General features: G+C 59.2%; 10 protein-coding genes. 1 reads left to right on the top strand and 9 read right to left on the bottom strand.

Annotated elements, in window-relative coordinates:
- Positions 1 to 50: 50 nt before the first annotated feature.
- The 9 genes from AC1DHT_RS15540 to AC1DHT_RS15500 form a co-directional block, all read right to left on the bottom strand.
- Positions 51 to 1472, bottom strand: a complete 1422-nt coding sequence (locus AC1DHT_RS15540; RefSeq protein WP_427537359.1) for an efflux transporter outer membrane subunit — start codon at positions 1470 to 1472, stop codon at positions 51 to 53.
- Positions 1469 to 4648, bottom strand: coding sequence for an efflux RND transporter permease subunit (locus AC1DHT_RS15535; RefSeq protein ID WP_427528762.1), 3180 nt, complete (start codon positions 4646 to 4648; stop codon positions 1469 to 1471). Before AC1DHT_RS15535 ends, AC1DHT_RS15540 begins: the two co-directional genes overlap by 4 nt.
- A gap of 15 nt (positions 4649 to 4663) precedes the next feature.
- Positions 4664 to 5917 (bottom strand): multidrug efflux RND transporter periplasmic adaptor subunit MexE, encoded by a 1254-nt coding sequence (gene mexE / locus AC1DHT_RS15530; protein ID WP_427537356.1) that lies wholly within the window; start codon positions 5915 to 5917, stop codon positions 4664 to 4666.
- A 275-nt stretch (positions 5918 to 6192) separates the two neighbouring features.
- On the bottom strand, positions 6193 to 6648 hold the full coding sequence (locus tag AC1DHT_RS15525; protein ID WP_427537353.1) for a DUF805 domain-containing protein: 456 nt from the start codon (positions 6646 to 6648) through the stop codon (positions 6193 to 6195).
- Between the two features lie 15 nt (positions 6649 to 6663).
- Positions 6664 to 7014, bottom strand: coding sequence for a DUF4190 domain-containing protein (locus tag AC1DHT_RS15520; RefSeq protein ID WP_427537350.1), 351 nt, complete (start codon positions 7012 to 7014; stop codon positions 6664 to 6666).
- 267 nt (positions 7015 to 7281) lie between these two features.
- On the bottom strand, positions 7282 to 7605 hold the full coding sequence (locus AC1DHT_RS15515) for an isochorismate lyase (protein WP_427537347.1): 324 nt from the start codon (positions 7603 to 7605) through the stop codon (positions 7282 to 7284).
- Positions 7606 to 7641: 36 nt separating this feature from the next.
- Positions 7642 to 8868 carry a histidine decarboxylase gene (locus tag AC1DHT_RS15510; protein ID WP_427537344.1) on the bottom strand — a complete coding sequence of 409 codons (1227 nt, stop codon included), beginning with the start codon at positions 8866 to 8868 and terminating at the stop codon, positions 7642 to 7644.
- 27 nt (positions 8869 to 8895) lie between these two features.
- The gene (locus AC1DHT_RS15505) at positions 8896 to 10731 is read right to left on the bottom strand and encodes a (2,3-dihydroxybenzoyl)adenylate synthase (protein WP_427537341.1); all 1836 of its coding nucleotides are present in this window, start codon (positions 10729 to 10731) and stop codon (positions 8896 to 8898) included.
- Between the two features lie 26 nt (positions 10732 to 10757).
- Positions 10758 to 11933: an isochorismate synthase gene (locus tag AC1DHT_RS15500; RefSeq protein WP_427537338.1), complete on the bottom strand. Its 1176-nt coding sequence runs from the start codon at positions 11931 to 11933 to the stop codon at positions 10758 to 10760.
- Positions 11934 to 12065: 132 nt separating this feature from the next.
- On the opposite strand from AC1DHT_RS15500, the gene AC1DHT_RS15495 reads away from it, so the two are divergent.
- Positions 12066 to 16400 (top strand): amino acid adenylation domain-containing protein, encoded by a 4335-nt coding sequence (locus AC1DHT_RS15495; protein ID WP_477761395.1) that lies wholly within the window; start codon positions 12066 to 12068, stop codon positions 16398 to 16400.
- The last annotated feature ends 81 nt before the right edge of the window (positions 16401 to 16481 follow it).

Below are 16481 nucleotides of genomic sequence, written 5' to 3'. Positions count from 1 at the left end.
GGCAAAGAAATTGGTTGGTTGCGGCCAACCAAAGGAGCTCTTGAAAGGGGTTACCTGCTGGCGACTGTCTCGGGTTGCCAGCCACCGCCGAGGGCCTTGTAGATGGCGACGATGCCACGGTAAAGATCAACCTCGGCCTGGGCCTGGGAGTCCTCGGCGGCCAGGCGCTCACGTTGCGCGTCGAGCAGCACCAGGAAATCCACGGTGCCTTCGCGGTAGCGAATTTGCGCGAGGTCGGCGGCAGCGCGGCTCGATTCGCTTTGGCGAATCAGCGAGATCAGGCGTTGCTGGCGTTTACCGTAATCGGAGAAGGCGTTCTCCGATTCTTCCAGCGCTAACAACACTTGCTGCTCGTAGGTCGCCAGGGCGCCTTCGGCGTTAGCATCGGCTGCCCGCAAGCGAGCGCGCACGCTGCCCAGGTCGAAAGCGGCCCAGGTAATGCTTGGGCTGAGCGCCCAGGCGCTGGCTGCCGAGGAGCCGATCTGCGAGCCGCGCCCGGCGGTGAAGCCGAGGAAGCCACTGAGGCTGACCCGTGGGAACAGATCGGCCTTGGCCACACCGATTCGCGCAGTGGCGGCAGCCAGTTTACGCTCGGCACTGCGGATATCCGGACGGCGTTGCAGCAGCTCACCCGGATCACCAATCGGCAAGGCCTTGGCAATCGCCGGCAAGTTGGCCGGGCTGAGGTCGACGGTCAGTTTGTCTGGCCGCTCACCCAGCAGGGTGGCGATGCGGTTGCGTTGGCGTACCTGTACCTCTTGCAGCTGTGGCACGCTGGCTTCGACGGAGGCGAGGCGGGCATCGGCGCGAACCACATCGAGCTGATCGCCGACACCGGCATCACGCAGGCTCACGGTGATCTTGCTCGACTCTTGCTGGTTCTGCAGGTTGGCCAGCGCGATTTTTTCCCGCAGTTGCGCACCGCGCAGTTGACCGTAAGCGTCCACCAGTTCGGCAATCATGCTGACTTGCAGTTGGTGCAGGTCGGCTTCGGCCACTTGCTGATCGGCATCAGCGGCTTCCAGGTTGCGCTGGATGCGCCCGAACAGGTCGACTTCCCAGGCCATGTCCAGGCCCAGGTCATAGCGCTCGCTGTTGACGCGCTGAGTGGTCTGGCCGGGAATCTGGCCCTTGGCCAAATCGCTGCTGGCGCGGCTGGTGACGTTGGGTGTGGTCTGGGTGACTGCGTCATCGCGAAACGCACGAGACGCCTTCAAGCGGGCATACGCCACTCGCAGATCACGGTTGCCCTGCAACGACTGGGTCACCAATTGATTGAGGATTGGATCGTCGAACTGCTGCCACCAGACACCTTCAAAGCGTGCGCGGTCGAAGTTCTTCTGGCCGTTGGCGCCGTCGGTGGCGGCCGTGATGTTGGCCGCCTCCGTTGCCGGGGTCTTGTAGTCCGGGCCGACGGCACAGGCGCTCAGGGCCAGTACCAGCAAGCTCGGCAGGAAGGCTTTCAGGCTCATTGTTGCGCCTCCAGTTTCAGGGCCTTGGCCGCTTTGCGGGCATCGCTGCGCTCCACAAAACGACGGATCAATACGTAGAACACCGGCGTCAGCAACAGACCGAAGAAGGTCACCCCGAGCATCCCGGAGAACACCGCCACACCCATGGCGTGACGCATTTCTGCACCGGCACCGCTGGAGAACACCAGAGGCACCACGCCCATGATGAAGGCGAAAGAGGTCATCAGGATCGGCCGCAGACGCAGACGGCAGGCTTCCAGTACCGCGCTGAGCGGGTCCAGGCCTTCCTCTTGCTTGTCCTTGGCGAACTCGACGATCAGGATCGCGTTCTTGCAGGCCAGTCCCACGAGTACTATCAAGCCGATCTGGGTGAAGATGTTGTTATCGCCACCGGAGAGAATCACCCCGGTAATCGCCGACAGCAGGGTCATCGGGACGATCAGGATCACCGCCAGTGGCAGGCTCCAGCTCTCGTACTGCGCCGCCAATACCAGGAACGCCAGCAGTACGCAGAGCGGGAACACGAACAGCGCGGTGTTGCCAGACAGAATCTGCTGGTAGGTCAGGTCGGTCCACTCGTAGGTCATGCCGTTAGGCAGTTCGTCCTTGAGCAGTTTTTCGATGGCCTGTTGCGCTTGGCCGGAGCTGTAGCCAGGGGCTGCGGCACCGTTGATTTCAGCGGTGATAAAGCCGTTGTAGTGCATCACGCGGTCCGGCCCCGAGGTGTCGCTGACCTTGATGAAGGTCGCCAGCGGGATCATCTCGCCTTTGTTATTACGCACTTTCAGCTGGCCGATCTGATCCGGTTCGAGGCGGAACTGCTGCTCGGCCTGAACGTTGACCTGATAGGTGCGACCGAAGCGGTTGAAGTCGTTGGCATACAACGAGCCCAGGTAGATCTGCAGGGTATCGAAGATGTCGCTGACGGCCACGCCGTGGGTCTTGGCTTTTTCACGGTCGATGGCGGCATCGACCTGTGGCACGTTCACGGTGTAGCTGGTGAACAGCCCGGCCAGTTCCGGCACGCTGCGGCTCTTGGCAATAATGTTCATGGTTTCTTTGTACAGCTCGTCATACCCCAGGTTGCCCCGGTCTTCGATCTGCAGGCGGAAACCACCGATGGTGCCCAGGCCTTGTACCGGCGGCGGCGGGAAGATCGCCATGTAGGCTTCCTGAATCCCGGCGTACTGGCCGTTCAAGGCACCGGCAATGGCACCAGCCGATTGGCTTGGGTCTTTGCGTTGGTCGAACGGTTTCAGGGTGACGAACACGATGCCGGCGTTAGGGCTGTTGGTGAAGCCGTTGATCGACAGGCCAGGGAAGGCCACCGCGCTTTCCACGCCAGGCTGTTTAAGGGCCAGGTCGGACATGCGCTTGATCACATCTTCGGTGCGGTCCAGGCTCGCTGCGTCCGGCAGTTGGGCGAAGGCCACCAGGTATTGCTTGTCCTGGCCCGGCACGAAACCGGTTGGCGTGTTCGAGAAACCGAGGAACGTCAGCGCCATCAGGCCGGCGTACAGCAGCAGGGCGATACCGCTGCTGCGGATCACACGACCTACAGTGCCGACATAACCATGGCTGGCACGATCAAAGAAACGGTTGAACGGGCGGAACAGCCAGCCACCGAAGATCCCGTCGAGGACTTTCGAGAAGCGGTCCTTCGGGGCGTCATGGCTCTTGAGCAATACGGCCGCCAACGCTGGCGACAGGGTCAGCGAGTTGAAGGCCGAGATCACCGTGGAGATCGCAATGGTCAAGGCGAACTGCTTGTAGAACTGCCCGGTCAACCCGGAGATGAAGGCCGCCGGGATAAACACGGCACACAGCACCAGCGCGGTGGCGATGATCGGTCCGGTTACTTCACGCATGGCGCGCTTGGTCGCTTCGACCGGTGTCAGCCCGAGGCCGATATTCCGTTCGACGTTTTCCACCACCACAATCGCATCGTCGACCACGATACCGATGGCCAATACCAATCCGAACAATGACAACGCGTTCAGCGAGAAGCCGAACAGGTGCATCACGGCGAACGTACCGATCAGCGATACCGGGACTGCCACCAACGGAATGATCGAGGCGCGCCAGGTTTGCAGGAACAGGATCACCACCAGCACCACCAGAATCAGTGCTTCGAACAACGTGTGCACCACCGCTTCGATGGAACCGCGAACGAAAATCGTCGGGTCATACACGATGCTGAAGTCCATGCCTTCGGGGAAGCTCTTCTTCAGCTCGGCCATTTTGGCACGCACTTCGTTGGAGATCTCGATAGCGTTGGAACCCGGACGCTGGAAGATTGGGATGGCCACAGCCGGCTGGTTATTCAGCAGGGAGCGCAAGGCGTACTGACTGGAACCGAGTTCGACGCGAGCAATGTCCTTGAGGCGAGTGATTTCACCGTTTTCGCCAGAGCGAATAATGATGTTCTCGAACTCTTCCTCGGAGACCAGGCGACCTTGGGTGTTGACCGAGAGCTGGAACGCGGTGGCGTTCGGCGCAGGCGGCGCACCCAGGGCACCGGCGGCGACCTGACGGTTCTGTTCGCGAATCGCGTTGACCACATCGGTCGCGGTCAGGTTGCGCGAAGCGGTCTTGTTCGGATCGAGCCAGACCCGCAGCGAGTAGTCGCCCATGCCGAACAGTTGCACGTCACCGACGCCGCCCAGCCGCGCCAGCTCATCCTTGATGTTGAGCAGGGCGTAGTTGGACAGGTAGAGCATGTCGTAGCGCTTGTCCGGCGAGGTCAAGTGCACAACCATGGTCAGGTCGGGCGAGGCCTTGTCCACCGTGATACCGATCCGGGTCACTTCTGCGGGCAGCTTGGGCTCGGAGCGGGTGACGCGGTTCTGTACCTGTACCTGAGCGTTGTCCAGGTCGGTGCCCAGCGCAAAGGTGATGGTCAGGGTGATCTTGCCGTCAGCGGTGGACTGCGAGGACATGTACAGCATGTTCTCGACGCCGGTGATGGCTTGCTCCAGCGGAGCGGCCACGGTTTCACCGATGACTTTAGGGTTGGCACCCGGGAAGTTGGCGCGAACCACCACGGTCGGTGGCACGACTTCCGGGTATTCGCTGATCGGTAGCTGGAACAGCGAGATGCTGCCGGCGATCAGGATCAGCAGCGAGAGCACCGCTGCGAAGATCGGCCGTGAAATGAAGAATTGGGAAAAATTCATCGGAGTTGTCGTCCCTTAACCGCGTGGAGTCGCAGCGGCGAGTTTCACAGCCGTACCCGGCGCAACCTTGGCAGGTGCGACTTGGGGCAGGTTGCTGGCTTCAAGCGCTTGGCGTTGTTGAGCGAGGGCCGCGAGGGTTTCCTGGCTGGCCATCGGGATCACTTCAGGTGTCACCGGGGAACCCGGACGTACCCGTTGCAAGCCCTTGACGATGATCGTGTCGTCCTTGTTCAGGCCGCTGCGCACAATGCGCAAACCTTCGATCTTCGGGCCCAGTTCGACGGCGCGATAAGCCGACTTGTTGTCGGCGTCCATCACCAGTACAAACTTTTTACCCAGGTCGGTGCCGACGGCTTCGTCGTTGATCAGCACGGCGGAATAGGTCCCGCTGCCCACCAGTTTCAGGCGAGCGTAGAGGCCGGGGGTGTATTCGCCCTTGCTGTTGTCAAATACGGCACGACCACGGATGGTGCCGGTTTTCGGGTTGACCTGGTTGTCGACGAAGTTCATCTGGCCCAGGTGTGGGTTGCCTTCTTCATTGGACAGGCCAAGGTAAACCGGTGTGGTTTGACCGCGTTGGCCCTGGCGGGCGAGCTGGGTGTACTTGAGGTACACACGCTCATCGGCGTCGAAGTAGGCGTAAATCTTGTCAGTGGAGACCACACTGGTCAGCGGAGTGACATCCGCGGTGACCAGGTTGCCGGCGGTGATTTCCGCACGGCTGACGCGGCCGCTGATCGGTGCGGTGACGCGGGTGAAACTGAGGTTCAGTTTGGCCAGGTCCAATTGCGCCTGGAGGGCGCCGACAGCGGCTCGGGCTTCTTGGGCGGCGCTGCTGCGCGAGTCGGCCAATTCTGCAGAAATCGCATTGCTGGCGCGCAGGCGTTCACCGCGTTGGGCTTCATTTTCGCTGCGGGTAGCATTGGCTCGGCCCTGGGCAACCAGGGCTTCAAGACGGCGGACTTCGGCCTGGAACGGGCGAGGGTCGATCTGGAACAGCAAATCGCCCTTTTTCACAAGGGCGCCTTCGGTGAATGCGACTTCGTCGATCTGGCCTGACACTCGAGGACGAATCTCGACGGTTTCCGGTGCTTCGAGGCGGCCGGTGAAATCGTCCCATTCGTTGACCGGTTGTTCCAGCACCTTGGCCACGCTGACTTTGGCCGCAGGCATGGCGGCAGCGGTGCCCGGGGTCTTGCCGCAAGCGCTCATCACCATCAAGGCCAAAACGGCCAAGGGGAAGCGCAAATGTTTGAATGACTGTTCCATGGATGCATCCGCCACTGTATTGAGATGGGCGGATAATGCTTGGCGGGGCTGTATCAAACGAATCGAATGAGGCAAAGGTAACTATCATTCGGAATGATATAAGCGCGAAGTAAGCCCTCTAGCATGGGGTTTTTGTTAGGTGGCTATCAATTGGCTCAAACGCAATTCAGTGTTGCGGGGAGTGCAAAGATCGGACGGATTGTCAGGCGGGTCAACTGGTATAAGCAAAGAGACGGCCATTGCGGCCGTCTCGATAAGCGTCTTGTGAACCAGGTTCAGTTGATCCCTTTTGGGTTCGGCCCGAAACGGTTGTCGCCAGGCTGGCTGTCCTGGACCATGAAGACAATGTTCACGATAGGCAGCAAGATCCACCAGCCACTGCGGTTAGTGTCGTGCATCCGGCGAACAGCTGCCGCCAGACCAGGCAGAAACACGGCAAGGCTATAAAGGTTGTAAATGTACCCTTTGCCACCCAGCAAGGCCTCAATAACGATAAGCCCTAAAGAGATCCCGAGGTTGATCAGAATAAACATCCAGTATTCGCGGCGGCTGGCGCGGCCTTTAAACTCGGCATATTTCTTGAGCACTTCAAGGTACGGATTGCCGGTTTCTGGTACAGCGTTTGACGCTGCACGTGTTGGCTGGAACGCCTGAGGTGCGCCACATTGTGGGCAGGTCGTAGCAGTGCTGTGAATTTCCTTGGCGCAACCACGACAAAAAACCATGCTCATATTTTTTCCCTAAAATTAATCAAACGACAGTCCAACAAAAATAAACGTCGCAATGGCCGATAAGACGACACCGGCGATCGCCAGGTTATTTCCGGATTTTTTTTGGTTAATGCTGATGATGCCGCAAATGAGACCTGTGACGGAGAGAGCTCCCAGTCCAATGAGGGTATCTCTATCCCATTCAGAGTCATCAAGCAGGCTGAGTACGCAGAGGATGCCCAATATTAACGAGAGGATGGCCAGCCACGGCGAACCAACGTCACTCGTTGCAGCGATAGCAACGTGTTGGCTCGCGCCGCATTGGGGGCACGTTGGGGCCGTCTCGTGAATTTCCTTGGCGCACGCACGACAAAAGACCATTGCCATCGTTTTCCTTAACGTCTAATGCTAAATACCCGCCTCATTATCGACCAAGCCTGGAAAAACTTTAGGATTATTTAAAATAAATTTCGGTAGGGTTTACTCACTGCTGTCGGAGTCTGTCCGGATCCCGGTGCTGCCTTGATGGCGCGGTCACAAGCCGGCCAGCGAACGCAACATTGAAAGTGCAGGGCGCCCCTCTCTGGCGCCCTTTTAGAACCACAAACTCTGAATCGTCTACACCGTATCCCTGGTCATACGCTCATCAATGGCTTAGGCCGTATTTCGGTCGGAATAAGTTGCTTGCCAGTGCAGAATCTGCTGTTGGATATTCCAATGAATAATGTGCTTGTAGAGTTTCTCGACGAAGGCCACTTCGAACCCGGCGGCGACTGCCCACTCGCGACGGTCTTCGAGCATCGCCGCGACCCGCTCTGGAGCGGGGATAGCCCGTTCATTGGCTTTGAATTGCGCAGCGGCTTTTACATATCCCAGGCGTAGTTTCAAGGACTCAAGGATCTGGCGATCATAAAAATCGATGCCTGCCCGAATATCATTGAGGTTTTCGCAGGCTTCAGGTGTTTTAAGTGGCGACATGGTGCTTGTCTCAAGGTGTGTTGAAAATAGCCAATTTCAGATGACGTCGAATCGGGGGCAGATCTCCCTGACGGAGTTTGAAGGTCGTCGCTCATTCCCTACTTGTTTGACATGCGCGCCCCCGAATCGCCAGGCATCCGTCTCAAGCTCGGTAATGACCTCATCGATCAATGCGTCGATCATTACGTTGTCGTGATGATGGGGTGTCGTTATCAAGTGCGCTGTATCGCCAGATACCGCCAGGCAATATTTCTTCGCAATCCTCTGCGACGGACAAGGAAACACTACGGTGATGGAGTTCTCGTTGCGCCAGGCACCAATACCTGCAGCCTGGAATCGATCCACCGCATACTGGGCTTTTTCCAGGCAGTGGTGGATACGCTGGCGCCAGTCAGCGAACGAGTGGCTGCGTAGCGCCGCCCACATCATCAAGGGTGTATGGCCATTGCGCGAGCCGCTGATGGTCTTGTCATGGGCCAGGATGTAGTCCACTTCCACCGAGATGCGCGCAACGTCCTTGCGTTTGGCCACGACGATTCCGCAAGGAATGGGCGAACCGATCATCTTGTGGCCGGAAACGCAGATCGAGTCGATGCCATCGGCGAACGAGAAGGGCTGCGGGTGATCGACGAAGGGCAGGATCATCCCGCTCAGCGCTGCGTCTGCGTGCAGGTAGTAGTCATGACGGGCAATGCCCGCCTGCAGCAGACGCTGTTGAATGGTGGCGATATTGTCGACGGCTCCGCGCAGGGTGGTGCCGATGTTGGCGAAGATGATCGGGTGGCGTTCCTGGTCGGCGGTTATTTTTGCCAGCAGGTCGTCGTAGTCGATCTCGCCATTGGCCAGTGACTCGACTGCACGGCATTTGATCCGTAGCAACTTGACGATCTTCGCAACGGAGTAATGGGTGTCTTTCGAGTAGTACAGGGTACTGTTCGGGAACAGTTCACGACCCAGGTAGCAGCCAAACATGTTGCCTTCGGTCCCCCCGTTGGTGACGTAGCCCCAGCTGTCTTCGAGCGCGATGTTGAACAGCTCGGAGAAGTACGTCATGACGTCCTTTTCAAAGTCGAATGAGTTCAACAGGTAGTTGCTGTACTCGTTCCAATCCCCGCAGTTGTTGATCGAAAAGCGCAGGAAACGATGCAACTGGGAGTAATCGAAGTCTGCTGATTCGGGGTACCCGATATTGAAGTACTGATTCGTCACGCAGTGCTGCCAGAAGCGCTCGAGCCTGCTTTGGTCGGCAGTGGATAAAGTCATTCCTAACTCCTTTTAGAGGCCGCCCGGTCAGGCGGCTTTTTGCTTCGTGTCCACCAGTGACCACCAACTGGCGAGCGTGGGCGAGGCCGCCAGCTCTTCGAAGCTCACAGCGATGCCGCGTTCTTTGAGCTCCGCAGCGAGCTTCATCACCCGCAAGGAATCGAGTCCGTAGAAAATCAGGTTTTCCTCCGGGTCCAGGTCTTCACAGTCCTCGACAAGTTGCAGTACGCGGGTGTGTAGCCAGGCGCGGGTGGTTTCCGCCGCCAGGAGTTGGCGTAGTTGCTTTTTGTCGATCTTGCCGACGGCCGTCAGGGGCATGGTCTCGATGAGCCGGATGCGATCGGGCAGTTTGTATTCGGCGATGCCGAGTTCCATCAAGTGGCGTCTCAAGGCGGGCGGTTTGAGATGGGGGTTGCGGGTGACGACGAAGGCGCAGCTCTTTTCCCCCAGTCTGTCGTCGGGCATGGCCACCAGGCCGGCGTGGGTCACGTCCGGGTGGAGGACGATGAGGTTTTCGATTTCCTCCGAGGCGACTTTTTCGCCACCGCGGTTGATCTGATCCTTGACCCTGCCGACGACCCGCAAATCGCCTGTCGGTGTGAGTTCAACGAGGTCGCCGGAATAGTAGTAACCCTCATGGTCAAACGCCTGGGCATTCTGCTCGGGGCTTCGGTAATACCCGCAGAACGTGTAAGGGCCGCGAGTGGCGAGCATGCCAGGCTCGCCGTGCGGGACGGGGATGCCTTGTTCGTCGACGATTTTGATTTCGTCATCCGGGCAGATCGGACGGCCTTGGGTGGTGAAGATCTGTTCGTCAGGGTCGTTCAGGCGGGTGTAGTTGATCAGGCCCTCGGCCATGCCGAACACCTGCTGCAACTTGCAGCCGAGCACTCCGGGAACCTGGCGTGCCAGCGAGTCGGCGAAACAGGCACCACCGACCTGGAGGAGTTCCAGCGATTGCAGTTGCTCCTTGTGCTCCGGCGCGGCCTGCAACCACAAGGCGACTGCACTTGGAACCAGGGCCACGGTATTCACTTCATGGCGCTGAATGATCGAAAAGCACGTCGACGGCTCCGGGCTCGGAGCCATGACGACAGTGCCGCCGGCGTACAGGACGCCCAGGGCGCCGGGCGAGCTGAGCAAGAAGTTGTGCGCCGCAGGCAGGGCGCAGAGAAAGCGTGTTTGTGCAGTGAGCTCGCATACTTGCGCACTCGCCCGGGCGTTGTAGTGATAGTCGTTATGGGTGCGCGGGATGAGTTTGGGGGTGCCTGTGCTGCCGCCCGACAATTGGAATAGCGCCACTTCGCCCGGTTCGCTGGGGGAGAAGTCCACGGGGTGCTCACTTGGGGTTTTGATCCAGGCGGCGAGGTTGTTTTCGTCACGCGGTTCGCCCAGCAGCAGGGTGATTTCGGGGCTGGAACCCACCTCCTTGAGGTCTGTGATGTAGCTGTCGTCGCGAAAGACTTCATGTTCGCGAGAGCCGATCAGCAACCTCGGCGTGATTTGCTGGGCGTAGCTCTTGAGTTCGAGTTTCCGATGGCTGTAGAGCGCGTTGAGGGGCGCAATCCCGGCCTTGAGCAGCGCGAACAGGACAATGTAAAACTCCGCAATATTGGGCAATTGCACCAAGGCGGTGTCGCCTTTGCCAAGTCCGCTGGCCGCCAGGCGCGAAGCCAGGTTGGACGACAGTTGCTCCAGCTCGGCATAGCTGAAACGACGATCACCGCAAATGATCGCCGATGCGTGAGGTTGCGACTGGCTGCGTGCCTGGAGAATGTGTGTGAGTGGTTGGTCGATCCAGTAGCCTTTTTCCCGATAGCGCTGTGCTCTGTCGAGGGGCCAGTGATTGAATTCTATGGTCATGATTGTCACTGCTGAAAAAGTTCGTATTAGTGGGACAAACCGCATGCGCGCAGCATGGTGCCGAGTTTGGTCTGGACTTCTGTCCATTCGGAGTCGGGGCTCGAAGCTTCGACGATGCCGGCGCCGGCGAACAGGCGGACCCTGTTGCGCTTGACGGTGCCGCAGCGAATGGTCACCACCCACTCGCCATTGCCTTGGGCGTCGCACCAGCCAACCATGCCGGTGAACAAACCACGCTCGAAGGGTTCGACGAAGCGGATCAGGCGCCGGGCGCGCTCGGTGGGGAAGCCACAGACGGCCGGGGTTGGATGCAGGCGACAGGCAAGCTGCAAGGCCGAGACGGTCGGATCCGCCAAGGTGCCTTCGATACGCGTGGAGAGATGCCAAAGTGCAGGCGTGCTGATGAGGGAAGGGCGCTGGGGCACACTCAGCTGTGTGCACAGCTCCCCCAGTTGAGTGGCGATGTCCTCGGTCACGAGGCGATGCTCGTAGTGATCCTTTTCCGAGGCTGATAGCCAATCTGCGTTGCGCTGGTCCGCTTGTGGATCGGTCATGCGTTTGGCCGAGCCAGCCAGCGGGTTGGAAACGAAGTTCAGACCGTCCTTGTGAACGAGCAGTTCGGGGCTGACGCCGATCAGCGTAGCGCCGTCCGGCATGGGTACACGGAAGTGATAACCGCTTTGATTCTGGGCCCGCAGATTGTTCTGCATGGCGGCCACATCCACATTCTGCGCAAACACCAACTCACGTTGCACCGAGAGCACGGCCTTGCGCACGTCACTGTGGCGGAAGTTGACGATTGCGTGCTCTACCGCGCGTTTGAAGCCTTGCTCGTCCGGTATGTTTTTTTGCTCGATCAGTTCAGGCAGTGCTGCGACGCCTGTCTGTACGGTGGCGCTTCGTGCTCGCCACTCGGCGTGTTCGGGAATATAGAGGCAAGAGGCTTCAGCAGGATCGAAGGGGATGGCGCCGACGATTATCGGGTTGCTCTGACCGGCCTTGCGCGCCCGGTCGAAGGCTTGCAGCACGGTTTTCTGGAACAAGCTATTGGCGTTATCGCCGCCAATGGCAGGTGTTTCGATTCGCTGAAGCATCCCGGCGACCGTTAGTTCTCGATCGCCGGAGGTAAATGAAAAACTCTCTTTTTCATCAATGGCTTGCACCTCATCCGTGTCATTTGCTCTTAGGGTGCCCGATCTCATTTGGGGGGAAGCCTCCGTGGCCTATAGGGTAAAAATTAAGTCTTGAAATATAATCATTATCGTTTCTATTATGGGACGCTAATCATTTAGATTTGTCAATCACATGAGTGAGCCATGAGAGAGTTAACTTCAATGCAAGCCGCCTGTTGGATCGGGCGCGCTGCTCATGCGTCTTTAGGGAGAGTTTCGGCTCATCTTTATGCCGAGTTCGATGGTCGTTCCATTGACCTGGAACGGCTGCGCGCGGCGCTTGAACGGGTATGCCGGCTGCACCCCATGCTGCGGGTCCGGCTGAATGCGGATGGCCTGCAATCCATTGCTTCGATGGACCAGTCACCGCAGCTGGAAGTCGAAGATCTACGCTCGATGACCGAGCCGGAAGTAGCGCGGCATCTGCTCTGCAAGCGCGAGGAATGGACTCATCAGCAGCTTGATCTCGGCCAATGCCCGGGCGTCCGTTTCTCGGTCAGCCTGCTGGCGGACGATGAGTTCCGCTTACACGTCGATACAGACATGATCGCCATCGACCCGTCGGGTTTTCGCACGTTAATCGAAGACCTCGCACGGTTTTATGATGACCCCGACGGACCGGTCCCGCACACACCTTCTTTCTTCGATTGGTACGACAAGGCGCGTACCGATGCCTCGCTCAAAGTCGCCCGGGAACGAGACCGCATTTGGTGGCGTGAGCGCCTGGCTGAAATCGCTCCTGCACCCACATTGCCGTTTCTCGAGGATCAGCCTGATCAAGCCCGCAGCCATCGATTAAGCACATGGCTTGGCCTTGATGAGCGCCAGGCGCTGCAGCGTCTGGCCCGTGAGCGAAGAATGACCCTGTCGACCTTGATGATGGGGCTTTTCGCGGCGGTACTCGGGGCGCAGACGGGGGACCGGAAATTCCGCCTCAACGTGCCCTCGTTCTGGCGTCCGCCACTGGTAGATGACGTCGAACGGGTAGTCGGTGATTTTGCCAACGTGCTGATTCTCGATGTGGATATCGAGTCGGCCCGCAGCCCCGCAGCCCTTTGCACGCAGATGGCGAAAAGAATGCTCGACTTGCTCGAACATAGCGCCTATCCCGGGGTGAATCTGATGCGCGATCTTTCTCGCCATCATGGTTCGCCACAACTGGCACCGGTGGTGTTTACCGCAGCGCTGGACATGCCGGGCGGCGATCTTCTCTCGGAGCGCGTCCGGCGTGTCTTCGGGCCGATGAACTGGGTGATCTCCCAAGGGCCCCAGGTTGCACTCGACGCGCAGATCGCATGCGCCGACGGCGGCATCTTGATCAATTGGGACATTCGCCTTGATGCTCTGCCAGAAGCCTGGGTGTCGGATCTGTTCGATCGCTTCGTGGCGATCGTGCGTGAGGCGTCTGTCTGCTCCGCGGTCCTGGATCAACCGTTTTCTCAGCGCACACTGCCGCTGACCGCTCTTCAGCAGGCCTATCTGCTTGGGCGCAGCCCGCAGATGCCGCTGGGCGGCGTGGCCATGCAGGAGTTTCGCGAGTACCGCGGTTCTTTGGATCCTGCTCTGCTGCGAAGCCGTTTGGCCGGGATGGTCCGGCGCCACGAAAGCCTGAGAACACGGATCGATGCGCAAAAACTCGTGCAGTTTGTCAGTGACGAGGTGCAGATAAACCTGCAGGAAGTCGACCTCACGGCTCTGTCGCCAGACGATGCGCTTGGCTATGTTGAGGAGCGTCGTGAGGCGTATGCGCATGCGCTGTTCGAACTGGATCGCTCGCCCTGGGATGTCACGGTCTTCTGTCTCCCGGAAGGTCATCTGAGGGTTTTTGTGCGCCTTGATGCATTGATTCTCGATGGGCGATCGATCGCAACCCTCATGGTTGAACTGTTCGACGGTGTGGTCGGCGAGGAACCGTTCACCGAGGTCATGCCCGAGCCAGAAGACCTCGCCCACCAACGCAAGGCGGATGCCGTTTATTGGAAAGCCAAACTCGCCAGCGTGAGCGGCGCTCCACGTTTGCCGTGGATCACCCCGCTGGAGCAGGTGGGCGCTTCTCGCTATGAGCGACAGAGCCTGTTGGTGCCCAAAGCGGTGTTCAGCGCGTTCTGCAAACTGGGCGCGCGGCAACGGCTGTTCAAGAATTCCGCCCTGATGGCGCTGGTGCTGGAAGTGCTTTCCCACTGGGTCGATGAGGGGGGCGTGTGTGTCGCGGTGCCTGTTGCTCCGCAAACAAGTGGCGCTTTTGCCAATCGTTCAAGCTTTATCGCGGTCAACTGGAGCTCCGATCCAGACGGTTTTGCGCAGCGGGCTACCCAGCTGCAAGTCGATGTGCTGGAAGGTTTGCAGCATCTGGCCTTTTCAGGGGTTGACGTTGCCCGGTTGCTGTTCGAATCCCACGGTCCAGGCCCCGTCCTGCCCGTTGTGATCACCAACGGTTTTTCCTGGCCGGTCTTGTCGACGGACAGTCCCATGAGCCTGTGTGGCGGACTGACCCAGACACCACAGGTGGCAATGGATATCCGCTTCTCGGCCAACGCCGAGGGTACCTTGGTGTTCGACATCGACTATGCGCGCGAAGTACTGGATCCGGCGGTGGTCAGCGATATCTTGAGTGCCTTCGAAAGGGCGATCAGTCAGATCACGGCAAACGGTGTGTTTGCCATTGATGCCCCGGCGATTATCGACAGGCGCCACTACCGGCTGAATAGCCCCGTGACCGAGGCGTGTCACGCAGCGTTTCTCGAGCAGATCGCGAGCAATATCTTTGATCGTAGCAACGCCAGAATCGCCCTCATCAGCGGCGACCGGCAAATCAGTTATGCCGAGCTTGGCGACGGCGTATGCCGGATGATTGCTGCGTTGCAAGCGCGCGGGCTTTCTCGGCGCGATGTGGTTGCCATATGCCTGCCCCGCAGCCCGGAGCACACAAAGGTAACGTTGGCCTGTGCACTGACGGGCTTGATCTGGGTCCCCATCGATGCTTCGGCACCTGAGGAGCGACGGCTTTTCCTGCTGGAAAACTGTCGACCTGATCTGGTGGTGATCACCCAGGGCGAGTCTGTCGAGCATCCTTGTGCGACACCTGATGAGCTGCTGGCAGCACAAGCCCTGGTTCCACCGCTGATGGAGGACCTGTCGTCAAGCGAAGCGCCGGCCTATTACCTCTATACCTCGGGTACCACCGGAAAGCCCAAATGCGTGGTGCTGAGCAACCGAGCCACCGCCAATGTCATTGGCAGCACCCTTGAGCGCTGGGCAGTGACCGAGCGCGATGTGTTCATGTCCGTAACTCCGCTTCACCATGACATGTCGGTTTTCGACGTGTTGGGCTGCCTGACAGCGGGGGCGACGCTGGTACAGCCTGGCCAGGGCGAGGAAAAGGATGCAGTGCGCTGGAATCAGTTGATTGCCCGGCATCAGGTAACGTTGTGGTGTTCGGTGCCCGCCATCCTCGAGATGCTTCTTTCTTGCCGCGCCACCCATGACTTGAAGAGCCTGCGCCTGATTGCGCAGGGAGGGGACTACATCAAGCCCGCCGTCATTGCCGAGCTGCGCGCGCTGCTGCCGGATTCCCGGTTGATCTCCCTTGGGGGGCCGACGGAGACAACCATCTGGAGTATCTGGCACGAAATCACTGCTGATGACCAAGCGCTGATCCCCTACGGCAGGCCGTTGCCCGGTAACCGTTACTTCACCCTTGATTCACAGGGTGAGCATTGCCCGGCGGGCGTTGTCGGCCGAATTCACACGGCCGGGGTCAATCTCGCACTGGGCTACCTGGAAAACGGCGAGCTGACACAGAGCGAGTTCGTGACCGTCAACGATGAACATGGCCGGGCCGTTCGTGCTTTCCGCACCGGTGACTGTGGTCGTTACCGTCGCGATGGCACCTTGATCTTCGACAGTCGGGTCAACGGCTACGTGAAAGTTCGCGGTGTACGGGTGTCGCTCCCGGATATCGAGATCGAACTGATCAATCACCCATCGGTCAGGCACGTGTTGGTCGTGGATTATGGCGAACAGCGTCAAGGTGAGGTCTGCATCGGTGCGCTGTATGTCGGCCAGCAGGGTGCCGCAGAGCTGACGGCAACCGAGTTGCGCAACTACGCCCGCCAACATCTGCCGCACTCCCATGTACCCACGCGGTTCTTGAGCGTGGATGAGTTGCCGCTGTCGCAAAACGGCAAGCCTGATCGCCAGCGGGCCCGCAGCCTGCTCACTATGCCGGCGAATGAAGTGGCCGAGCCTGCCACCAGGATCATCTCGACCAAGAGAAACAAGGTGCTGGACCTCTACTTGAGTGTATTGGGCCGACCGTTGGAAGACGGGGTCAATGACGCGGTGGATTTCATCAGCCTGGGGTTGCGTCCCCAGCATTTGAAGGCCATTTCGGCGCGGTTCCAGGAAGACTTTTCGGTGGCGCTTTCACCCGGGCAATTGCTGCGCTGCCGCAATGCACACGACGTCGAACGGCTGCTCATGACTGAAGGTTCGTGAGCGCCTCTGAATAATATTGAAATGAATGGAGTGGGGCACCACAGAGCGTGCTCCCTTCTATCCAGACAGCAGTCCCTTTGG

This window comes from Pseudomonas sp. 05N432 (assembly GCF_056396945.1).
The sequence above is the reverse complement of the archived record's forward strand: the minus strand, read 5'-3'. Positions and strand labels throughout refer to the sequence as shown.